At 55.2% G+C, this 15,270-nt stretch carries 15 protein-coding genes; 10 read left to right on the top strand and 5 right to left on the bottom strand.

From position 1 onward, the window contains the following. From kynA to CMO10_RS19100, 8 genes are all read left to right on the top strand, one after another. Positions 1-846, top strand: a complete 846-nt coding sequence (gene kynA / locus CMO10_RS19065) for a tryptophan 2,3-dioxygenase (protein ID WP_297024948.1) — start codon at positions 1-3, stop codon at positions 844-846. Between the two features lie 137 nt (positions 847-983). After that, the gene (locus CMO10_RS19070; protein ID WP_044828266.1) at positions 984-2,123 is read left to right on the top strand and encodes an ABC transporter substrate-binding protein; all 1,140 of its coding nucleotides are present in this window, start codon (positions 984-986) and stop codon (positions 2,121-2,123) included. A gap of 79 nt (positions 2,124-2,202) precedes the next feature. Next, a complete protein-coding gene (locus CMO10_RS19075) occupies positions 2,203-3,120 on the top strand; it encodes a branched-chain amino acid ABC transporter permease (RefSeq protein WP_044828267.1) in 918 nt (305 codons plus the stop codon). Further along, on the top strand, positions 3,120-4,106 hold the full coding sequence (locus tag CMO10_RS19080; protein WP_297024950.1) for a branched-chain amino acid ABC transporter permease: 987 nt from the start codon (positions 3,120-3,122) through the stop codon (positions 4,104-4,106). Before CMO10_RS19075 ends, CMO10_RS19080 begins: the two co-directional genes overlap by 1 nt. Then, positions 4,099-4,848 (top strand): ABC transporter ATP-binding protein, encoded by a 750-nt coding sequence (locus CMO10_RS19085; RefSeq protein WP_044828269.1) that lies wholly within the window; start codon positions 4,099-4,101, stop codon positions 4,846-4,848. Before CMO10_RS19080 ends, CMO10_RS19085 begins: the two co-directional genes overlap by 8 nt. Before the next feature lies 1 nt (position 4,849). Further along, the gene (locus tag CMO10_RS19090) at positions 4,850-5,539 is read left to right on the top strand and encodes an ABC transporter ATP-binding protein (protein ID WP_297024953.1); all 690 of its coding nucleotides are present in this window, start codon (positions 4,850-4,852) and stop codon (positions 5,537-5,539) included. 1 nt (position 5,540) lies between these two features. After that, positions 5,541-5,972 (top strand): acyl-CoA thioesterase, encoded by a 432-nt coding sequence (locus CMO10_RS19095; RefSeq protein WP_297024955.1) that lies wholly within the window; start codon positions 5,541-5,543, stop codon positions 5,970-5,972. Beyond that, complete coding sequence (locus CMO10_RS19100; protein WP_297024956.1) at positions 5,965-6,360, top strand: RidA family protein; 396 nt, start codon at positions 5,965-5,967, stop codon at positions 6,358-6,360. The genes CMO10_RS19095 and CMO10_RS19100 overlap by 8 nt, the downstream gene beginning before the upstream one ends. Positions 6,361-6,440: 80 nt before the next feature. Here CMO10_RS19100 and CMO10_RS19105 read toward each other — a convergent pair whose 3' ends face one another. The 4 genes from CMO10_RS19105 to CMO10_RS19120 form a co-directional block, all read right to left on the bottom strand. Then, entirely contained in the window at positions 6,441-7,601 is a 1,161-nt protein-coding gene (locus CMO10_RS19105) for an ABC transporter permease (protein ID WP_297024957.1), read from the bottom strand. Beyond that, the gene (locus tag CMO10_RS19110; protein ID WP_044829051.1) at positions 7,598-8,518 is read right to left on the bottom strand and encodes an ABC transporter permease; all 921 of its coding nucleotides are present in this window, start codon (positions 8,516-8,518) and stop codon (positions 7,598-7,600) included. The genes CMO10_RS19105 and CMO10_RS19110 overlap by 4 nt, the downstream gene beginning before the upstream one ends. Before the next feature lie 14 nt (positions 8,519-8,532). Further along, the gene (locus CMO10_RS19115) at positions 8,533-9,630 is read right to left on the bottom strand and encodes an ABC transporter ATP-binding protein (protein WP_297024960.1); all 1,098 of its coding nucleotides are present in this window, start codon (positions 9,628-9,630) and stop codon (positions 8,533-8,535) included. Between the two features lie 144 nt (positions 9,631-9,774). Continuing rightward, positions 9,775-10,917, bottom strand: coding sequence for an extracellular solute-binding protein (locus CMO10_RS19120; protein ID WP_297024962.1), 1,143 nt, complete (start codon positions 10,915-10,917; stop codon positions 9,775-9,777). Positions 10,918-11,152: 235 nt separating this feature from the next. Between CMO10_RS19120 and pdxR the strand changes: the two genes are divergently transcribed. After that, entirely contained in the window at positions 11,153-12,667 is a 1,515-nt protein-coding gene (gene pdxR, locus CMO10_RS19125; RefSeq protein WP_297024964.1) for a MocR-like pyridoxine biosynthesis transcription factor PdxR, read from the top strand. A 327-nt stretch (positions 12,668-12,994) separates the two neighbouring features. On the opposite strand, the gene aptA is transcribed toward pdxR, so the two are convergent. Next, complete coding sequence (aptA, locus tag CMO10_RS19130; RefSeq protein ID WP_297024966.1) at positions 12,995-14,314, bottom strand: omega-aminotransferase AptA; 1,320 nt, start codon at positions 14,312-14,314, stop codon at positions 12,995-12,997. A 194-nt stretch (positions 14,315-14,508) separates the two neighbouring features. On the opposite strand from aptA, the gene CMO10_RS19135 reads away from it, so the two are divergent. Next, positions 14,509-15,243 (top strand): TSUP family transporter, encoded by a 735-nt coding sequence (locus CMO10_RS19135; protein ID WP_297024967.1) that lies wholly within the window; start codon positions 14,509-14,511, stop codon positions 15,241-15,243. The last annotated feature ends 27 nt before the right edge of the window (positions 15,244-15,270 follow it).

A 15,270-nucleotide genomic window follows, 5' to 3' on the forward strand; every position in this document is an offset into this window, starting at 1 on the left:
ATGGCAAAACCAACCACGCCATATGATCCAAGCTCCGAGGGTGCACGCACGGATTTCTCTGATCAGATGTCCTATGGCGATTATCTGTCGCTTGATGCGATCCTGACCGCACAGCACCCGCAATCCGATGCCCATGACGAAATGCTGTTCATCATTCAGCATCAAACGTCGGAGCTTTGGATGAAGCTTGCCATTCGTGAAATCACCGCCGCCCGTCAGGCGATCCATGGTGGTGATGTCCGCCCGGCATTCAAGATGCTGGCGCGTGTGTCGCGCATTTTCGAACAGCTGAATAATGCGTGGGATGTGCTGCGCACCATGACGCCAAGTGACTACACAACGTTTCGCGATGCGCTTGGACCGTCTTCGGGCTTCCAGTCCTATCAGTATCGTCTGATCGAATTCATGCTGGGCAATCGCAATCACGCCATGTTGCACCCGCACGCGCACCGTGAAGACATCACCGCGATGCTGAAGGCGGAACTGGAAACACCGAGCCTTTATGACGAAGCCTTGCGGTTGCTCAGTGCCGAGGGGATTGATGTGCCAGCAGAGGTTTTGGACCGAGATGTTTCGGCACCCTATACGCCCGATGATGCAGTCATTGCGGCCTGGCAAAAGGTTTACAGCGATCCGGGTAAATACTGGTCGCTTTATGAATTGGCGGAAAAGCTGGTCGATTTTGAAGACTATTTCCGGCGATGGCGCTTTAACCATGTCACGACGGTCGAACGCGTGATCGGGTTCAAGCGTGGGACTGGCGGCACGGGAGGCGTCAGTTATCTGAAGAAAATGTTGGAAGTAGAACTGTTTCCGGAACTCTGGCGGGTAAGAACCGCGCTTTGAGGATGGACGGACCGGATGCAAATACTGCAAAATCAGGGGCAGGCATCAGGTTCACAAGAACCGCGACGCACAAAGACATAAATGTCGCGGGATCAACGTGTTGCTAAACGAAAAATTGTATAAACACGGAGGCTTAAATGAAGGGTATTAAGACAACCATCGCAGCAGCCGCTGCTTTGCTTGCTGCCGGTGCTGCGCAGGCGGAGCCGGTCAAGGTTGGTATGATCACCACGCTTTCTGGCGGTGGTGCAGGTCTTGGGATTGACGCACGTGACGGCTTCATGCTTGCCGTCAAACAGGCAAATAATCCGGATCTCGAAGTCGTTATCGAGGATGATCAGCGCAAACCCGATATTGCGGTTCAGCTGGCCGATAAAATGATCCAGCAGGACAAGGTTGATGTTCTGACCGGTATCATCTGGTCGAACCTTGCTATGGCGGTTGTGCCGTCGGCGGTCGCACAGGACAAGTTCTATCTGTCGGTCAACGCTGCACCGTCGCAGCTTGCTGGCAAGGGCTGCAACCAGAACTATTTCAGCGTTTCCTATCAGAACGACAACCTGCATGAAGCAGCCGGTGGCTACGCATCGAGTGCCGGTTACAACAGCGCCTTCATCCTTGCTCCGAACTATCCGGCAGGCAAAGATTCCTTGTCGGGCTTCAAGCGATTCTTCATGGGTGACATCACCGACGAAGTTTACACCAAGCTTGGCCAGACCGACTATGCAGCCGAAATCGCACAGATCCGTGCATCGGGTGCAGAAAGCGTCTTCTTCTTCCTGCCGGGCGGCATGGGTATTGCGTTCATGAAACAGTATGCCCAGTCCGGTGTTGATATTCCGCTGATCGGTCCGGCCTTCTCGATGGATCAGGGCATTCTTGGTGCTGTTGGCGATGATGCGCTTGGCTTCAAGAACACCTCCAACTGGTCCAAAGACATCGACAACGCTACCAACAAGGCGTTCGTTGAAACCTTCCAGGCTGAATATGGTCGTCTGCCGTCGCTTTATGCGTCTTACGGCTTTGACACCGCGAACCTGCTGCTGTCGGCGATGGACAAGGCCAGCGTTTCGGATGCCGATGCATTCCGTGATGCGCTGCGTGCAGCTGACTTCAACTCGGTCCGTGGCAAATTCATCTTTGGCCCGAACCAGCATCCGATCCAGGACATCTATGTTCGTGAAGTCGTCAAAGAAGGTGACGTGCTGACCAACAAGATTATCGGTACGGCGCTGACGGATCACTCTGACGCCTATGCGTCGGAATGCTCGATGTAATTACGAGCTGACAAGAGGCCGGGGGCCGGTTTCGATTTTGTAGCTGGCCCCTGACCACCTTGTGACGGAGTTTCCAATAATGTTCTCTCTTTTTCTGGAGCAGCTGTTAAACGGCCTTCAGTCCGGTGTGATGCTGTTTTTGATGGCATCTGGGCTGACGCTTGTTTTCGGTGTGATGGGGCTGATTAACCTTGCCCATGGCTCGCTCTATATGGTCGGTGCGTTTGCCTGTGCGGCTGTGGCTGCATGGACCGGTTCTTTCTGGCTGGGGCTTGTTGCCAGTCTGATGGCGGCTGCCATCGCCGGTGCGCTGGTCGAAATGTTGATTATTCGCCGTCTTTATAACCGCGATCACCTTGATCAGGTTCTGGCGACTTTTGCACTTATTTTGATTTTTTCCGAAGGCACCCGCTGGATTTTCGGATCCTTTCCACTATTCCTCAGCGTGCCTGATTTCCTGACCGGCACGGTGGTTCTGGGTGGATCATTTGAATATCCGCTGTTCCGTCTTGCCATCATTATTGCCGGTCTTGCGGTGGCTGTTGGCCTGTTCCTGCTGATTGGCAAAACCCGCCTTGGCATCCGCATTCGCGCGGGCGAAGCCGACCGTGGCATGATCGCAGCCCTTGGGGTTGATATTGACCGTCTTTATACGGTGGTCTTTGCCCTTGGCGCGGCACTCGCCGGGCTGGCCGGTGCCTTTGTCGGCACGACCCAGTCAGTACAGGTTGGTATGGGTGAGCCGGTTTTGATCTTGGCCTTTGTCGTGATTGTCATTGGCGGGATCGGATCGATCAAGGGGGCACTGGTTGGCTCCTTGCTGGTTGGCTTTACCGATACGATGGGGCGTTTCCTTTTGCCGCACCTGTTTGCGACCTTCCTTGATCCGTCAAGTGCCACGGCGATTGGCTCCGCACTGGCATCCATGTTGATTTATATCGTGATGGCGTTGGTTCTGTTCCTGCGTCCAAGCGGTCTGTTCGGGACGGCTGCCTGATGACCATGAACCGCGAAACCCTTATCAATTCCATTCTTGCCATCGCGCTGGTCGCTGTACCGCTGATCGCACTTGGCATGGATGAACCATTTATCATCACCCTTGCCACCAAGGTCGCGATCTTTGCCATGGCCGGGGTCGGGCTTAACCTTGTGCTTGGCTATGGCGGGCTTGTCTCGTTCGGTCATGCGGCGTTCTTTGGCATTGGTGGTTATGCTGCGGGTATCCTTGCCAGCCATGCGCTGAACTACGAGCCGATCATGGAAAGCCCTTTTCTGATCGAAGGCACGACCCAGATGATCATTATCTGGATTGTCGCCCTGATCGTGTCGGCACTGGTTGCGCTTGTGATTGGTGCGATCACGCTTCGCACAAGCGGGGTCTATTTCATCATGATCACGCTGGCCTTCGCGCAGATGATCTATTACTTCGCGATTTCCTGGCCGGCCTATGGCGGCGAAGACGGGTTGTCGATCTATGTGCGCAACGGCTTCCCGGGGCTTAATACCCTGGATCCGATCAGTTTCTTTGCGCTTTGTGCCGTGATGCTGGCGATTGCGATGGCGTTTTCCGCTGTTCTGATCCGCTCGCGCTTTGGTCTTGCGCTTCAGGGCGCACGTCAGAACCCGCAACGTATGACGGCGGTCGGTATTGCGCCGTTCCGCATTCGTCTGGTCGCCTTTGTGGTGTCGGCCATGATCACGGCCCTTGCTGGCGCGCTTTATGCCGATCTCAACCGTTTTGTCAGCCCGACCATGCTGTCCTGGCACATGTCGGGTGAAATCATGGTGTTTGTCATTCTGGGCGGGGTCGGGCGTTTGTTCGGTCCGCTTGCCGGTGCAGCCCTTTACATCATTCTGGAACATCTTCTGGGTGGTGTTTGGGAATTCTGGCAATTGCCGCTGGGCGTTCTGTTGTTGCTGGTCGTGCTGTTTGCACGCGGTGGTCTTGTCGGTGTTCTGGCGGGGGAGCGTAAACATGTCTGATGCCATTCTTTCGCTTTCCAATGTCACCAAGCAGTTCGGATCGCTTCTGGCCAGTGATAGCGTCACGCTCGATCTGCGTCCGGGTGAAATTCACGCCCTGATCGGGCCGAACGGGGCGGGAAAATCCACCCTGATCAAACAGATCGCGGGCGAGATCAAATCTGACAGTGGCGATATCCATTTCAACGGTCAGAACATCAACGAGTTTGATGCGGTTGCACGGTCACGCATGGGGCTGGCCCGGACATTTCAGGTGTCATCCCTGATGCCGGAATTCTCGGTCCTGCAAAATGTCATGCTGGCGCGTCAGTCGGTTAGCGGCAAGGTGTTCCGGTTCTTTAAACCGGTGCTGAGTGACAAGTCGCTGGTGGATCCCGCCATGGCCCAGCTTGAACGGGTCGGGTTGGCGGACCGGGCGCAAATGCGTGCTGCCGACATTTCGCACGGCGAACGCCGCCAGCTTGAAATGGCGGTCGCGTTGGCACTCGAGCCCAAGGCATTTCTGCTTGATGAACCGATGGCTGGCATGGGGCCGGAAGGTTCCAAACGTCTGACCGGGTTCCTTGATGGTTTGCGCGGACAGGCCCCGATCCTTTTGGTCGAACATGACATGGATGCGGTCTTTGCACTCGCCGACCGGATTTCGGTTCTGGTTTATGGCCGGATCATAGCCACCGGAACGGTGGATGAAATTCGCGGCAATGATGATGTCAAACGTGCCTATCTCGGGGAGGACGCCTGATATGACTGCACTTCTCGAACTTAGTGGCGTTACCGCGTTTTATGGCGCGTCGCAGGCCCTGTTTGGCATTGATTTGTCCTTGAATGAGGGCGAGGCGGTTGCACTCATGGGCCGTAATGGCATGGGCAAAACCACCACGATCAAGACCATCTGTCGCATGATGGAACATCGTGATGGGTCGATCCGCTTTGCCGGACAGGATCTGGCAAAAATGCCATCACACAAGGCTGCCCGCCTTGGCCTTGGTCTGGTGCCAGAAGGGCGCCGGTGCTTTGCCCAGCTTAGCGTGACAGAAAACCTGATTGCTGCAGCCCGTCCGGGCGAGTGGGACTTTGATCGCGTTGCCGGTCTTTTCCCGCGCCTGGCCGAACGGCGCGATCAAAAGGCATCCACGCTTTCAGGCGGGGAACAGCAGATGCTGGCCATCGGTCGGGCTCTTATGACCAATCCTCGTTTGCTGATCCTTGATGAAGCGACCGAGGGATTGGCGCCGGTTGTGCGTCAGGAAATCTGGGCTGCGATCAATCAGCTGAAACAATCGGGGCTGACGATCCTTGTAGTCGACAAATCGCTTAAGGAACTCTCGGGTGTGGCGGATCGCTATGTGATTGTCGAAAAGGGCATTACGGCCTGGACAGGCGCGGTCAATGAGCTGACCGACGATCTTGCTGATCGATATCTGGGGGTCTGACATGGCGGCATTCACCTATCAGCAGAAAGTTCTGTTTCAGCATTGCGATCCGGCGGGGATTGTCTTTTATCCGCGCTATTTCGAGATGGTGAATGCCACGGTCGAGGAATGGTTTGATCAGGTCATCGGATTTGGGTTCCCGACCATGCACGGCCCGATGCAGGTTGCCGTTCCAACGGCTGCGCTCAGTGTTGCCTTTACTGCGCCAAGCAAGCTTGGCGACATTTTGGAATTCTGTCTGATCCCAACACGGATCGGGCGTTCCAGTTTAGAGCTGGAAATCACCGCACAATCAGGTGGCGAGCAACGCCTGAAAACAACGGTTACCCTGGTCTTTACAAGGCACGGGGCCGGAAAGTCAGTGGCATGGCCAGATGATTTGCGTGCCAAAATCGAAAAAGAAATCAATCAAGTGGTAGAAAACAATGCATAAAATCATTCAGCCGGACGGATGGAAACAGCCCAAGGGATATGCCAACGGCGTATTGGCCGACGGTGCACGACTTTACATTGGTGGCCAGATTGGCTGGAACGAAGATCAGGTCTTTGTCGCCAAGGATTTCGTCGGACAGATGGAACAGGCGCTTAAAAACATTGTCGCTGTCCTCGAAGCAGCCGGCGGCAAGCCCGAACATCTTGCGCGCCTGACCTGGTATGTCACCGACAAGAAGGAATATCTCGCCAATCAGCGCGAAGTTGGCCAAGCCTATCAGCGCATCCTTGGCAAGCATTTCCCAGCCATGACCATGGTCGTGGTCAAGGAGCTGGTCGAGGACGAAGCCGTGGTCGAGATCGAGGCAACTGCGGCCATCCCGTCCTGATCAAGCGAACCTTCGTTACGTACTAAAAAAGGGCAGCACATGATGTGCTGCCCTTTTCGTTTTCATCCCATTTGGTCGGATTACTGACCATCCGGGGCACTGGTTCCAAGGTTCTCCGGCGAGAAGATACTATTGCCAAACGGGCTTGGTGCCGAAGCACCCCCTTCATCCCCACCCAGCGGGCCAAGGTTTGGCATGGTCGGTGCCGGAACGGTTTGTTGCGGCGTGTTGAGCGACTGTTCTTCCATTAGCTTTTGCTGAAGCGCACGCTTGTCTTCAAGGATCTGCGCGGTACAGGCACTTGAATCGTGGTTTTGAATGAACACAACAGCGGCCAGTGCAAGAAGACCCAAGATCACCGCCACCGTACCCGGATGGGTTGCGACCTTCAGAACCGGGCGGTCGGCAACCACATGGGCCCAGCCCTTGGTGTTATAGCGATTGCGGCATTCATAAATGATCGCCCCGATCAAGGTGATGGCAATAATGATCACCGCCACGGCCGAGATTGATGGATCAAGGCCATAACGCACCTTCGATGACAGAACGGTGGTAAAGGTGCTGCTTGAAACAATCGTGAACACCGTGGTGTTGTAGTTTTCAAGCGAGGCTAGAAACGCCAGAACCGTGGCGGAACCGATTGCGGGCGCCATGAAGGGCAAAAGCACCTTAATGAATGCCTGCGTCGGTGTGGCACCCATATCAAGGGCCGCTTCGGTCAGTGTGGTGTCAAAGCGCTGAATACGCGACAGGAACACCAGCATCGAGTAGGCGGCAATAAAGGTCACCTGACCAAAGATCGTCAGGAAAGTTCCATCGTAGAAGAAGCTCTCATACGGTGCGTTGAACAGGGTTCCGATCCGGTCCCAGAAGATCAGGGTGGAAAGACCAATGACAACGCCCGGCACCAGAATAGGCGCAATAAAGATCGTATAAAGCGCTGCACGCAGTTTCGGACCGACCTGCGACAGGGTGATTGCGGCTGCCAGACCGATGGGAATGGCGACGCAAACGACCCCAACCCCGATCAGAAGCGAATTGCCCAGACCCGCCAAAAGCTTGTCATCAGCGGCAAGTTTGCCAAACCAGTCGGTGGTGAAGCACTCCCACGGTGATACACGCGGGAAGCTTGATGAGTTAAACGCGGTGATCACCATGATGATCAGCGGTCCGAACAGATAGGCAAAGAACAGGGTCAGATACAAACCCGGGATCATTGCAGTCGGGGATTTCATCTTCATTGTTTGATCTCCCCGATCGATACCTTGAACAGGCGCATCACCAACAAGACAAGCGCGATACAGACAATCAGAAGGACCATCGCGTATGCCGAGCCACGTGGCCAGTTGCCGCCCGAGTTAAACCATTGATAGACCAGCTGCGTGAACCAAAGGTTCGATGGACCGCCCAAAATCTGTGGTGCCGCAAGCGCACCTGATGTCAGCATGAAGACCATGGTCATGCCCGATGCAATGCCCGGCTTGGCATAGGGAATGACAACCTTGGCATGGACCTGCCACCAGTTGGCACCCATGTCACGCGCTGCTTCAATCTGGTTGCGATCAAGGCTTTCAATCGCGTTATAAAGCGGGAAGATCATCAAAAGGATATAGGCATATGCCAACCCGGCATAGAGCGCGACATCTTCGCGGATGAAGTCAATCGGTGTATCCCAAAGCCCCAACCCCATGCCGGTTTCATTGATGACACCCGTCGCGCCAAACAGAATGCGAAACGCAAAGGCACGCAGAATTTCATTGATCCAGTAAGGCACGATGAGTGCCAGAACCAGCAAGCGCGCCTTTGCCCCGGCAGATGATTTCGCTAGAACAAATGCCACCGGGTAACAGATGATCAAATCGAAAACGGTGACAAACACGGCAGCGAACAGCGTTTTGAACAGGATGCCGATATCAAGGGTGTTGATCCCGTCCGAAGCGCCGCTGCCCTGGAAGAAGTATCGATATTGCTCAAGGGTATAAACGTCTTCCGGGCCACCGATTTTGGCGGGCGGCAGGTTAAATCGGAACGAGTAATCCAGCATGGTCAGCTGCGGCAGGATGATCAAAAGGAACACCCAGATGCTGACGGCGAGCATCAAATAGATCGACACCGCCATGCCGTTGCGCCGAACAAGATCGTAAAAAAGATCACGCATGATACTGGCCCCCGTTACGCACTGGCCAATTCGCCCGGTTTGAGCGCAATGCCCATTTCCGGTGCGAAATCGAGTTTGACCGGGGCATTGGCATCAATCGCGTTGGTGCCATCATTGATCAGCGAAAGCTTCAGATCCTTGCCATTCGCATTCATCACGATGTGGCGCATATTGCCTTCGAACTCTTCGGTGACGAAGTTGCTTTCGAACTGATTGATCGAACTTTCATCCTTCGATATCCGAAGTGCTTCAGGGCGGACAAACAGATGACAGTCATCACCGGGGGCAAGGGCTGGGCCACCGGCCGGATGGCTTTCGACTGTGAATGGCGTGCCAAGTCCGGCATCAATCTGCATCTTCTGCCCGTCATTGGACAGAACCGTGCCTTCAAGCACGTTGTTTTCCCCGACAAAGGACGCGACAAAACTTGTGGTCGGATGATCATAGATCGCCTTGCCATCGCCGATCTGCTCGATCTTGCCCTTGTTCATGACGGCAATGCGGTCCGACATGGTCAGCGCTTCACCCTGATCGTGGGTGATATAGATAAAGGTCAGACCGACCTGCTTTTGAATGGCGCGGAGCTCGGTTCGCATATGCTGACGCAGCTTAAGATCAAGTGCTGAAAGCGGCTCGTCCAGCAGCAGGATATCGGGTTCAACCGCAAGCGCACGGGCAATGGCTACACGCTGTTTCTGACCACCGGAAAGTTCGCTGACTTTCTTGTCGCCCTGGCCTGACAGGGCAATCAGTTCAAGCAGCTCATCGGCGCGCTTGCGCCGGGTTTTCTTGTCGACACCGCGTACTTCGAGCGGGAATGCGATGTTATCAGCAATCGAGCGCAGCGGGAAAAGGGCCAGGTTCTGGAAAATAAGGGCGGTGGGGCGCTTGTTCGGGCCAACGCCACGCATGTCTTCTCCACCGATTTTGACCTTGCCACGGGTTGGTTCCTGAAAACCGGAAATACAGCGCAAAAGCGTTGTCTTGCCACAGCCCGACGGGCCGAGGAATGAAAAGAACTCGCCACCTGCGATGTTCAGATTAGCCTTGTGGACGGCGGTGAATTCACCGAACTCCACCCAGACATGCTCAAGCGAAATTTCTTTGGTCATGGAACTGACAACCCCTGAAAACGGCAAAGCCCTGTTCGCCCGCAGATACGGGCGACAACGGAATTATTGTTGTTTGAATTGAATAGGGTGAAGAACCCAAAAAGGGCGGCACGTGCAAAGACGTGCCGCCCCTGGAAATCGAAATCAGGCGCTTTCGAAGCGGTTCACATACTCGGTACGCATGTCGGCATACCACTGCGGTTCGGACGGCCACGGGTTGAGGTTGGCCAGCGCATCACCCGGATAGGCATCGGCAAAGTTCTTGGCATAGGCTTCGCCAGCGAACTTGTCTGCACCCAGAACCGGGGAGTTGTAACCATGATGGTCAATCGCCTCACCAGCCAGTTCCGGCATGAAGGCGTATTTGATGAACTCATAGACGGCATCGATGTTCTCGGCACCGGTCGGCAGGGCAAGGCCATCAACCCACGCCAGAGCACCTTCTTTCGGTGCGCGGTACATGACCGGCTCACCAGCGGTTTTAAGGGCAAGCGGAGGGCCATCCCAGGTCTGACCGACGATCACACCTTCGTTCAGAAGACCGTTCTTCTGGGTATCGGCATCGTTCCAGATTAGTTTGATGTTGCCTTTACGCGCGATGCACCATTCGGTGATCTTTTCCCAAACCGGGCGCATTTCCTCTTCAGAGGTGTAAGCTTTCCAGACCGAGCCCGGTGCCAGTTCGCCAGTGGTTTCCATGTAAAGACCGGCACCCAGCATCATGGAATGCGCACGGCCCATGGTTTTGCCAGCATTGGCTTCTGACCAGACATCGCCATAGGACGGGAACATGCCATCCGGCTGGAACTGGTCGGTACGCCATGCCATGCCTTCGGTACCCCAGATGTGCGGCAGCCAATAGGTGCTACCCGCTTCAAATGCCCAGTCGGTGCTACCGATTTTGGCCATTGCCGGGTTAACGGCATCAATGGCGACTTTGGACATGTCGAACGGCTGAAGCAGTTCGAGTGCCTTCCACTGAAGCGCACGGTTGTTGGTCGGCGATACGATATCAAAGCCGCGACCTTTGGAGGCCTTCATCTTGTTGATGATTTCCTCGTTCGAACCGATGCCGGTGTAATTGACCGTGATGCCCGTCGCATCGGTAAACGATTTGAGGAAGGTTTCCGGCAGGTAGTCGGACCACATCAGAATGTTGATCTCACCCGAAGAGGCGAGTGCTTTTCTGCTGATGATCGCTGGCATTGCCAATGCAGAGCCGGCAGCAAGCGAGCCCTTGAGAAGTGTGCGCCGGTTAAATTTGGGGCCGGAATTGAACTTGGTCATCCGTATGTCTCCTGATAGCCGGGATTTTTCCCTTATGTGCGGCGCACCATGCGCCTCCCTGGTGGACATAACTTCCCTGAACCGACCGCATTATGATCGCGGTTCTTGTTCCTGTTTTATCGCATTGACAAAATGGTATATCTGCCGGTTACTCTAGTAATAGAGCCACAAGGTAAAAACTATGGTGCCAGCAGAATTAACCTGCTGCAGTGCCGAAATAAAAGGGGTGCACCCGATGCTCGACATCCGACTTGAGGATCCGGCAATTGCCGGTCAGACCCTGCAGCAACAGCTGCATCAGGGGCTTGTCGATGCGATTCTCGAAGGTCGCTTGCCCTCGCACGAACCCTTGCCATCAACGCGTGATTTGTCATCCGCGCTCAAGGTATCGCGCAACACGGTTGTCCTTGTTTATCAACGGCTTTTGGATGATGGCTATCTGACCGCAGTCTGGCGGCGCGGGCATTTCGTCAATGAACAATATATCCGCCAGCAACTTCGGCTGAGTGTGGATACACGAACTGCCTCGCTGTTTTCCAAGGAACGTGATCCTGATCTGTGGCGACGTCATTTGCAGTTCCGCCCGACCGAGGCGCGCAATATCGTCAAACCGGCCAACTGGCGTGATTTTCCCTATCCGTTCATTTACGGGCAGGTGGCACCAGACAAAACCACCATTTCGCGCTGGCGCGATTCCATGCGACTTGCAGGATCGCTTGCCCATTCGCAAAGCTGGGTCGGTGATCAGGTCGATATGGATGATCCCCAACTGCTTGAGCAGATCATTACCCGCATTTTGCCCCATCGTGGCCTGCGGGCGCATCCCGATCAGTTGCTGATTACCATCGGCGCCCAGAATGCCCTGTTTTTGGTCGGTCAGCTGATCGCTGGGCGGGGGCGCACGGTCGGGATGGAAGATCCGGGATATGTCGATGCGCGCAATATCTTTGCCTCAACCGGGGCTGATATCTGCCCGCTTCCGATCGATAGCGAAGGTCTTGCCAACTCGCCCCGACTTACGGAATGCGATATGGTCTATACCACGCCATCGCATCAATGCCCGACCAGTGTGACCATGTCTTTGGACCGTCGCCTGCAGCTGGTTGAACGGGCGCGCAAGGATGACTTCATTCTGGTCGAGGACGATTACGAGCACGAGCTGAACTATCTTGGTCATCAGCGTGCAGCGCTCAAGAGTTATGATAACTCAGGCCATATCATTTATATCGGCAGCCTGACCAAGCTGATGTTCCCGGGCCTGCGGATTGGCTACATCCTGGCCGACAGCGAACTGATCAAGGAATTGCGCGCCCTTCGCCGCCTGAATTATCGCCATCCATCGGCACAGGATCAGCGCGCCATGGCACTGTTTATCGGCGAAGGCCATCTGGACTCACACCTGCGTCGAACGCGTGATCGTTTGTCTGAAAAATGGCAACTGATGCAAAACGAAATTGCCAAGCAATTGCCGGAACTGAACGTCACCCCGACGACGGGGGGATCGGCGGTTTGGGTCAAACTGCCCGAAAACATCGATGCCTGGGCTGTTCATCGCGAAGCCGCCAAGCGCGGTGTCTTGGTCGAGCCGGGGGATGTGCATTATTGCGATCCGGATACCGCCCCGCGTGATCGTCTCAGACTAGGCTTTGCCGTAATTGAACGCGATCAGATCGCGCCGGGCATTACCCAGTTGCGCGATGCCATCATGGCGGTGATGGCCGAAAACAGGAAAGGGACCGCCGCACAGTAAACTGTATGGCGATCCCCAGGGTCCAAACTCATACACATAATCGTCCCGGTCACCCGGATTTGTGCGGATATGCGGAGCGAAATCGCAGCAAGATCTATATCTTTCAAGATTTTGCGACAAAATAGCCCGTGCAAATCCGGGTGATCCGAAGGACAACTGATCTGAGAGAAAGCCTCTGCGTCAAATCCCTTGACCGGGGATCACCCCGCTCTGCGGGCTTTTCCTAGCTTTTTCTCTCATATCTGTTGCCGGGGCGGTCATGTGAATGAGTTTGGACCCTGCCCGACCCCACTCCCCTGAGATCGGCATCTGTCCCCTGCAGGCAGATTACATCGGCGAGCCCAGAACCTTCTGAAGGATAGCTACCATATCGTCGATGTCCTGTTCGGTGCTGACGAATGCCGGGGCGAAGATGATCGCATCCCCGGTCGCCTTGACATGCAGGCCCTCGTCAAACAGCGCGCGCTGTGCCCAGCTACCCTTTGCGCCCGGTGCATCGCCCGGTGTCAGCTGAATTCCCGACATCATGCCATAGCCGCGAAGGTCGCTGACATGCGGAAGGTTGCGCAGGCCAAACACACCATCAAGGAAGTGCGATGACAGATCATCGGCGCGTTCGAACAGTTTGTCCTTGGCATAGATATCAAGCGCAGCAATCCCGGCAGCACAGGCCACCGGATGAGCCGAATAGGTATAGCCATGGAAGAATTCCGGGCGATCCGCATCGCCAGCGGCTTCAAAGACGGCAGCCTGAATTTCGGCACTGGTGGCAACCGCGCTCATGGGAATAGCGCCGTTGGTCAGTGCCTTGGCCATGGTGATCAGGTCCGGCTTGACTGCGAATGCCTGGGAGGCGAAAGCAGAACCTGTTCGGCCAAAACCGGTAATCACTTCATCAAACACCAGCAGGATGCCGTATTTGTCGCAAATCGCGCGAAGCTTCTCGAGATAGCCTTTCGGCGGCACAATTGTGCCAATCGAACCGGCAATCGGTTCGACAAAGACCGCAGCAATCGTGTCGCCGCCATAGGTCTTGCAGATTTCTTCGAGATCATTGGCCAGATCGGCATCGGTTTCCGGCTGACCACGGGTGAATTTCTGTTCTTCGGTCCAGGTGTGGCGCATGTGGACAACGTCACAGGTGATGCCGGAAAAATCACGACGGTTATTGACCATACCAGCAAGTGACGTCCCGCCAAGGTTCACACCATGATAACCCCAGGCACGTGACACGAACCGGGTGCGCTGGGCATTGCCGGTTGCCCGGTGATAGGCCAGACACATCTTCATTGCGGTATCAACTGCCTCGGATCCTGATCCGGCAAAGAACACGCGATCAAGACCATCGGGCAGGATACCAGCCAGCTTTTCGGCAAATTCGAACGAAACCGGGGCGGCGCGCTGGAAATGTGGCGAATAGTCCAGCGTGCTCAGCTGCTTGTAAACAGCATCGGCGATTTCCGGGCGACCATGGCCGGCCGCACAGCAAAACAGACCAGACGAACCATCGAGAATTTCACGGCCTTCCGGCGTCCAGTATTTGACACCTTCCGCCTTGGCAAACATCTGTGGTTCTTCGTGAAACAGACGGTTATTGGTAAATGGCATCCAATGGTTGGTCATGTTCGGCTTGACGGAAACGTTCATGCTGGCTCCTGTCTGCAACAGTGTGGGGCGGAATTCATGCTGCTAGCTAAACCCGTCGCCTGAATCAGCGTTAGTGCCAGAACTCGACAATATTTAGGTCCAGATCGCTATGTGGCTCCATTAAAAGGGGGATTGTGGCTCTATTGTCCGGGCAATCGGTGGCGTAATTCAGGTTTGTAACAACGAGGAATTCCATGGAACTGATCTTGTCTGGCATGGTTGTCGCGGTTGCTGCCCTGTTTCGTGGTGTCACCGGATTTGGCTTTGCGCTGCTGGCTGCCCTTGGTCTGTCGAGCTTGCTCGCCCCGGCAACGGCAACGCCGATCATTCTGATTATTGATATCGTCCTGACCGGTTTGATCCTGCGCGATTTTGACCGGGACAAGGTCGATTGGCGGGCCTGCACGATCCTTCTGAGCTTTGGGCTGTTCGGTGCGGTGCTTGGACCCTATGTCGCCTTTGCACTTGATGATCAGACAATCCGCATTGCGACCAATCTTGCGATTGCGGTGGCGGCCCTGGTTGCCATGTTGCACCACCCGCCAAAATGGATGGGACATTTTGTCATCGGAGCACTTCTGGCCTGCTCGGTCGGTATCCTGATGTCGGGCTTTGCCGTCGGCGGACCGCTGGTTGCCGCATGGCTTTTGGCCGGTGGTACGCAGGATGTCCGGGTGCGCAACACGCTTGCGATCTATTTCGGCTCGGTCGATCTGCTTGGTTTCATCACACGTGCGCTTTCGGGCATGTTGCCGGATGATTTTATCGCCCTTGCCTTGCCTCTTCTTGTGATCGCCATGATCGCCTATTTCCCGGGTGAGATGATCTATCGCCGGATGTCGGCAATGGTCTGGCGCCGGGTGTGTGCCATCAGCCTCGTTATCATTGCCATTATCGGTTTCGTACAAACCATCGCGATCAGTCTGTAAGCTTTTCGCCAAACCACTCAAACCACC

Source organism: Thalassospira sp. (assembly GCF_002709775.1).
GTDB lineage: Bacteria > Pseudomonadota > Alphaproteobacteria > Rhodospirillales > Thalassospiraceae > Thalassospira.

Bases quoted from the DNA above. Each gene is read 5' to 3' on its own strand.
- kynA (WP_297024948.1), top strand. From the start codon at position 1: ATGGCAAAACCAACCACGCCATATGATCCAAGCTCCGAGGGTGCACGC.
- CMO10_RS19070 (WP_044828266.1), top strand. From the start codon at position 984: ATGAAGGGTATTAAGACAACCATCGCAGCAGCCGCTGCTTTGCTTGCT.
- CMO10_RS19075 (WP_044828267.1), top strand. From the start codon at position 2,203: ATGTTCTCTCTTTTTCTGGAGCAGCTGTTAAACGGCCTTCAGTCCGGT.
- CMO10_RS19080 (WP_297024950.1), top strand. From the start codon at position 3,120: ATGACCATGAACCGCGAAACCCTTATCAATTCCATTCTTGCCATCGCG.
- CMO10_RS19085 (WP_044828269.1), top strand. From the start codon at position 4,099: ATGTCTGATGCCATTCTTTCGCTTTCCAATGTCACCAAGCAGTTCGGA.
- CMO10_RS19090 (WP_297024953.1), top strand. From the start codon at position 4,850: ATGACTGCACTTCTCGAACTTAGTGGCGTTACCGCGTTTTATGGCGCG.
- CMO10_RS19095 (WP_297024955.1), top strand. From the start codon at position 5,541: ATGGCGGCATTCACCTATCAGCAGAAAGTTCTGTTTCAGCATTGCGAT.
- CMO10_RS19100 (WP_297024956.1), top strand. From the start codon at position 5,965: ATGCATAAAATCATTCAGCCGGACGGATGGAAACAGCCCAAGGGATAT.
- CMO10_RS19105 (WP_297024957.1), bottom strand. From the start codon at position 7,601: ATGAAGATGAAATCCCCGACTGCAATGATCCCGGGTTTGTATCTGACC.
- CMO10_RS19110 (WP_044829051.1), bottom strand. From the start codon at position 8,518: ATGCGTGATCTTTTTTACGATCTTGTTCGGCGCAACGGCATGGCGGTG.
- CMO10_RS19115 (WP_297024960.1), bottom strand. From the start codon at position 9,630: ATGACCAAAGAAATTTCGCTTGAGCATGTCTGGGTGGAGTTCGGTGAA.
- CMO10_RS19120 (WP_297024962.1), bottom strand. From the start codon at position 10,917: ATGACCAAGTTCAATTCCGGCCCCAAATTTAACCGGCGCACACTTCTC.
- pdxR (WP_297024964.1), top strand. From the start codon at position 11,153: ATGCTCGACATCCGACTTGAGGATCCGGCAATTGCCGGTCAGACCCTG.
- aptA (WP_297024966.1), bottom strand. From the start codon at position 14,314: ATGAACGTTTCCGTCAAGCCGAACATGACCAACCATTGGATGCCATTT.
- CMO10_RS19135 (WP_297024967.1), top strand. From the start codon at position 14,509: ATGGAACTGATCTTGTCTGGCATGGTTGTCGCGGTTGCTGCCCTGTTT.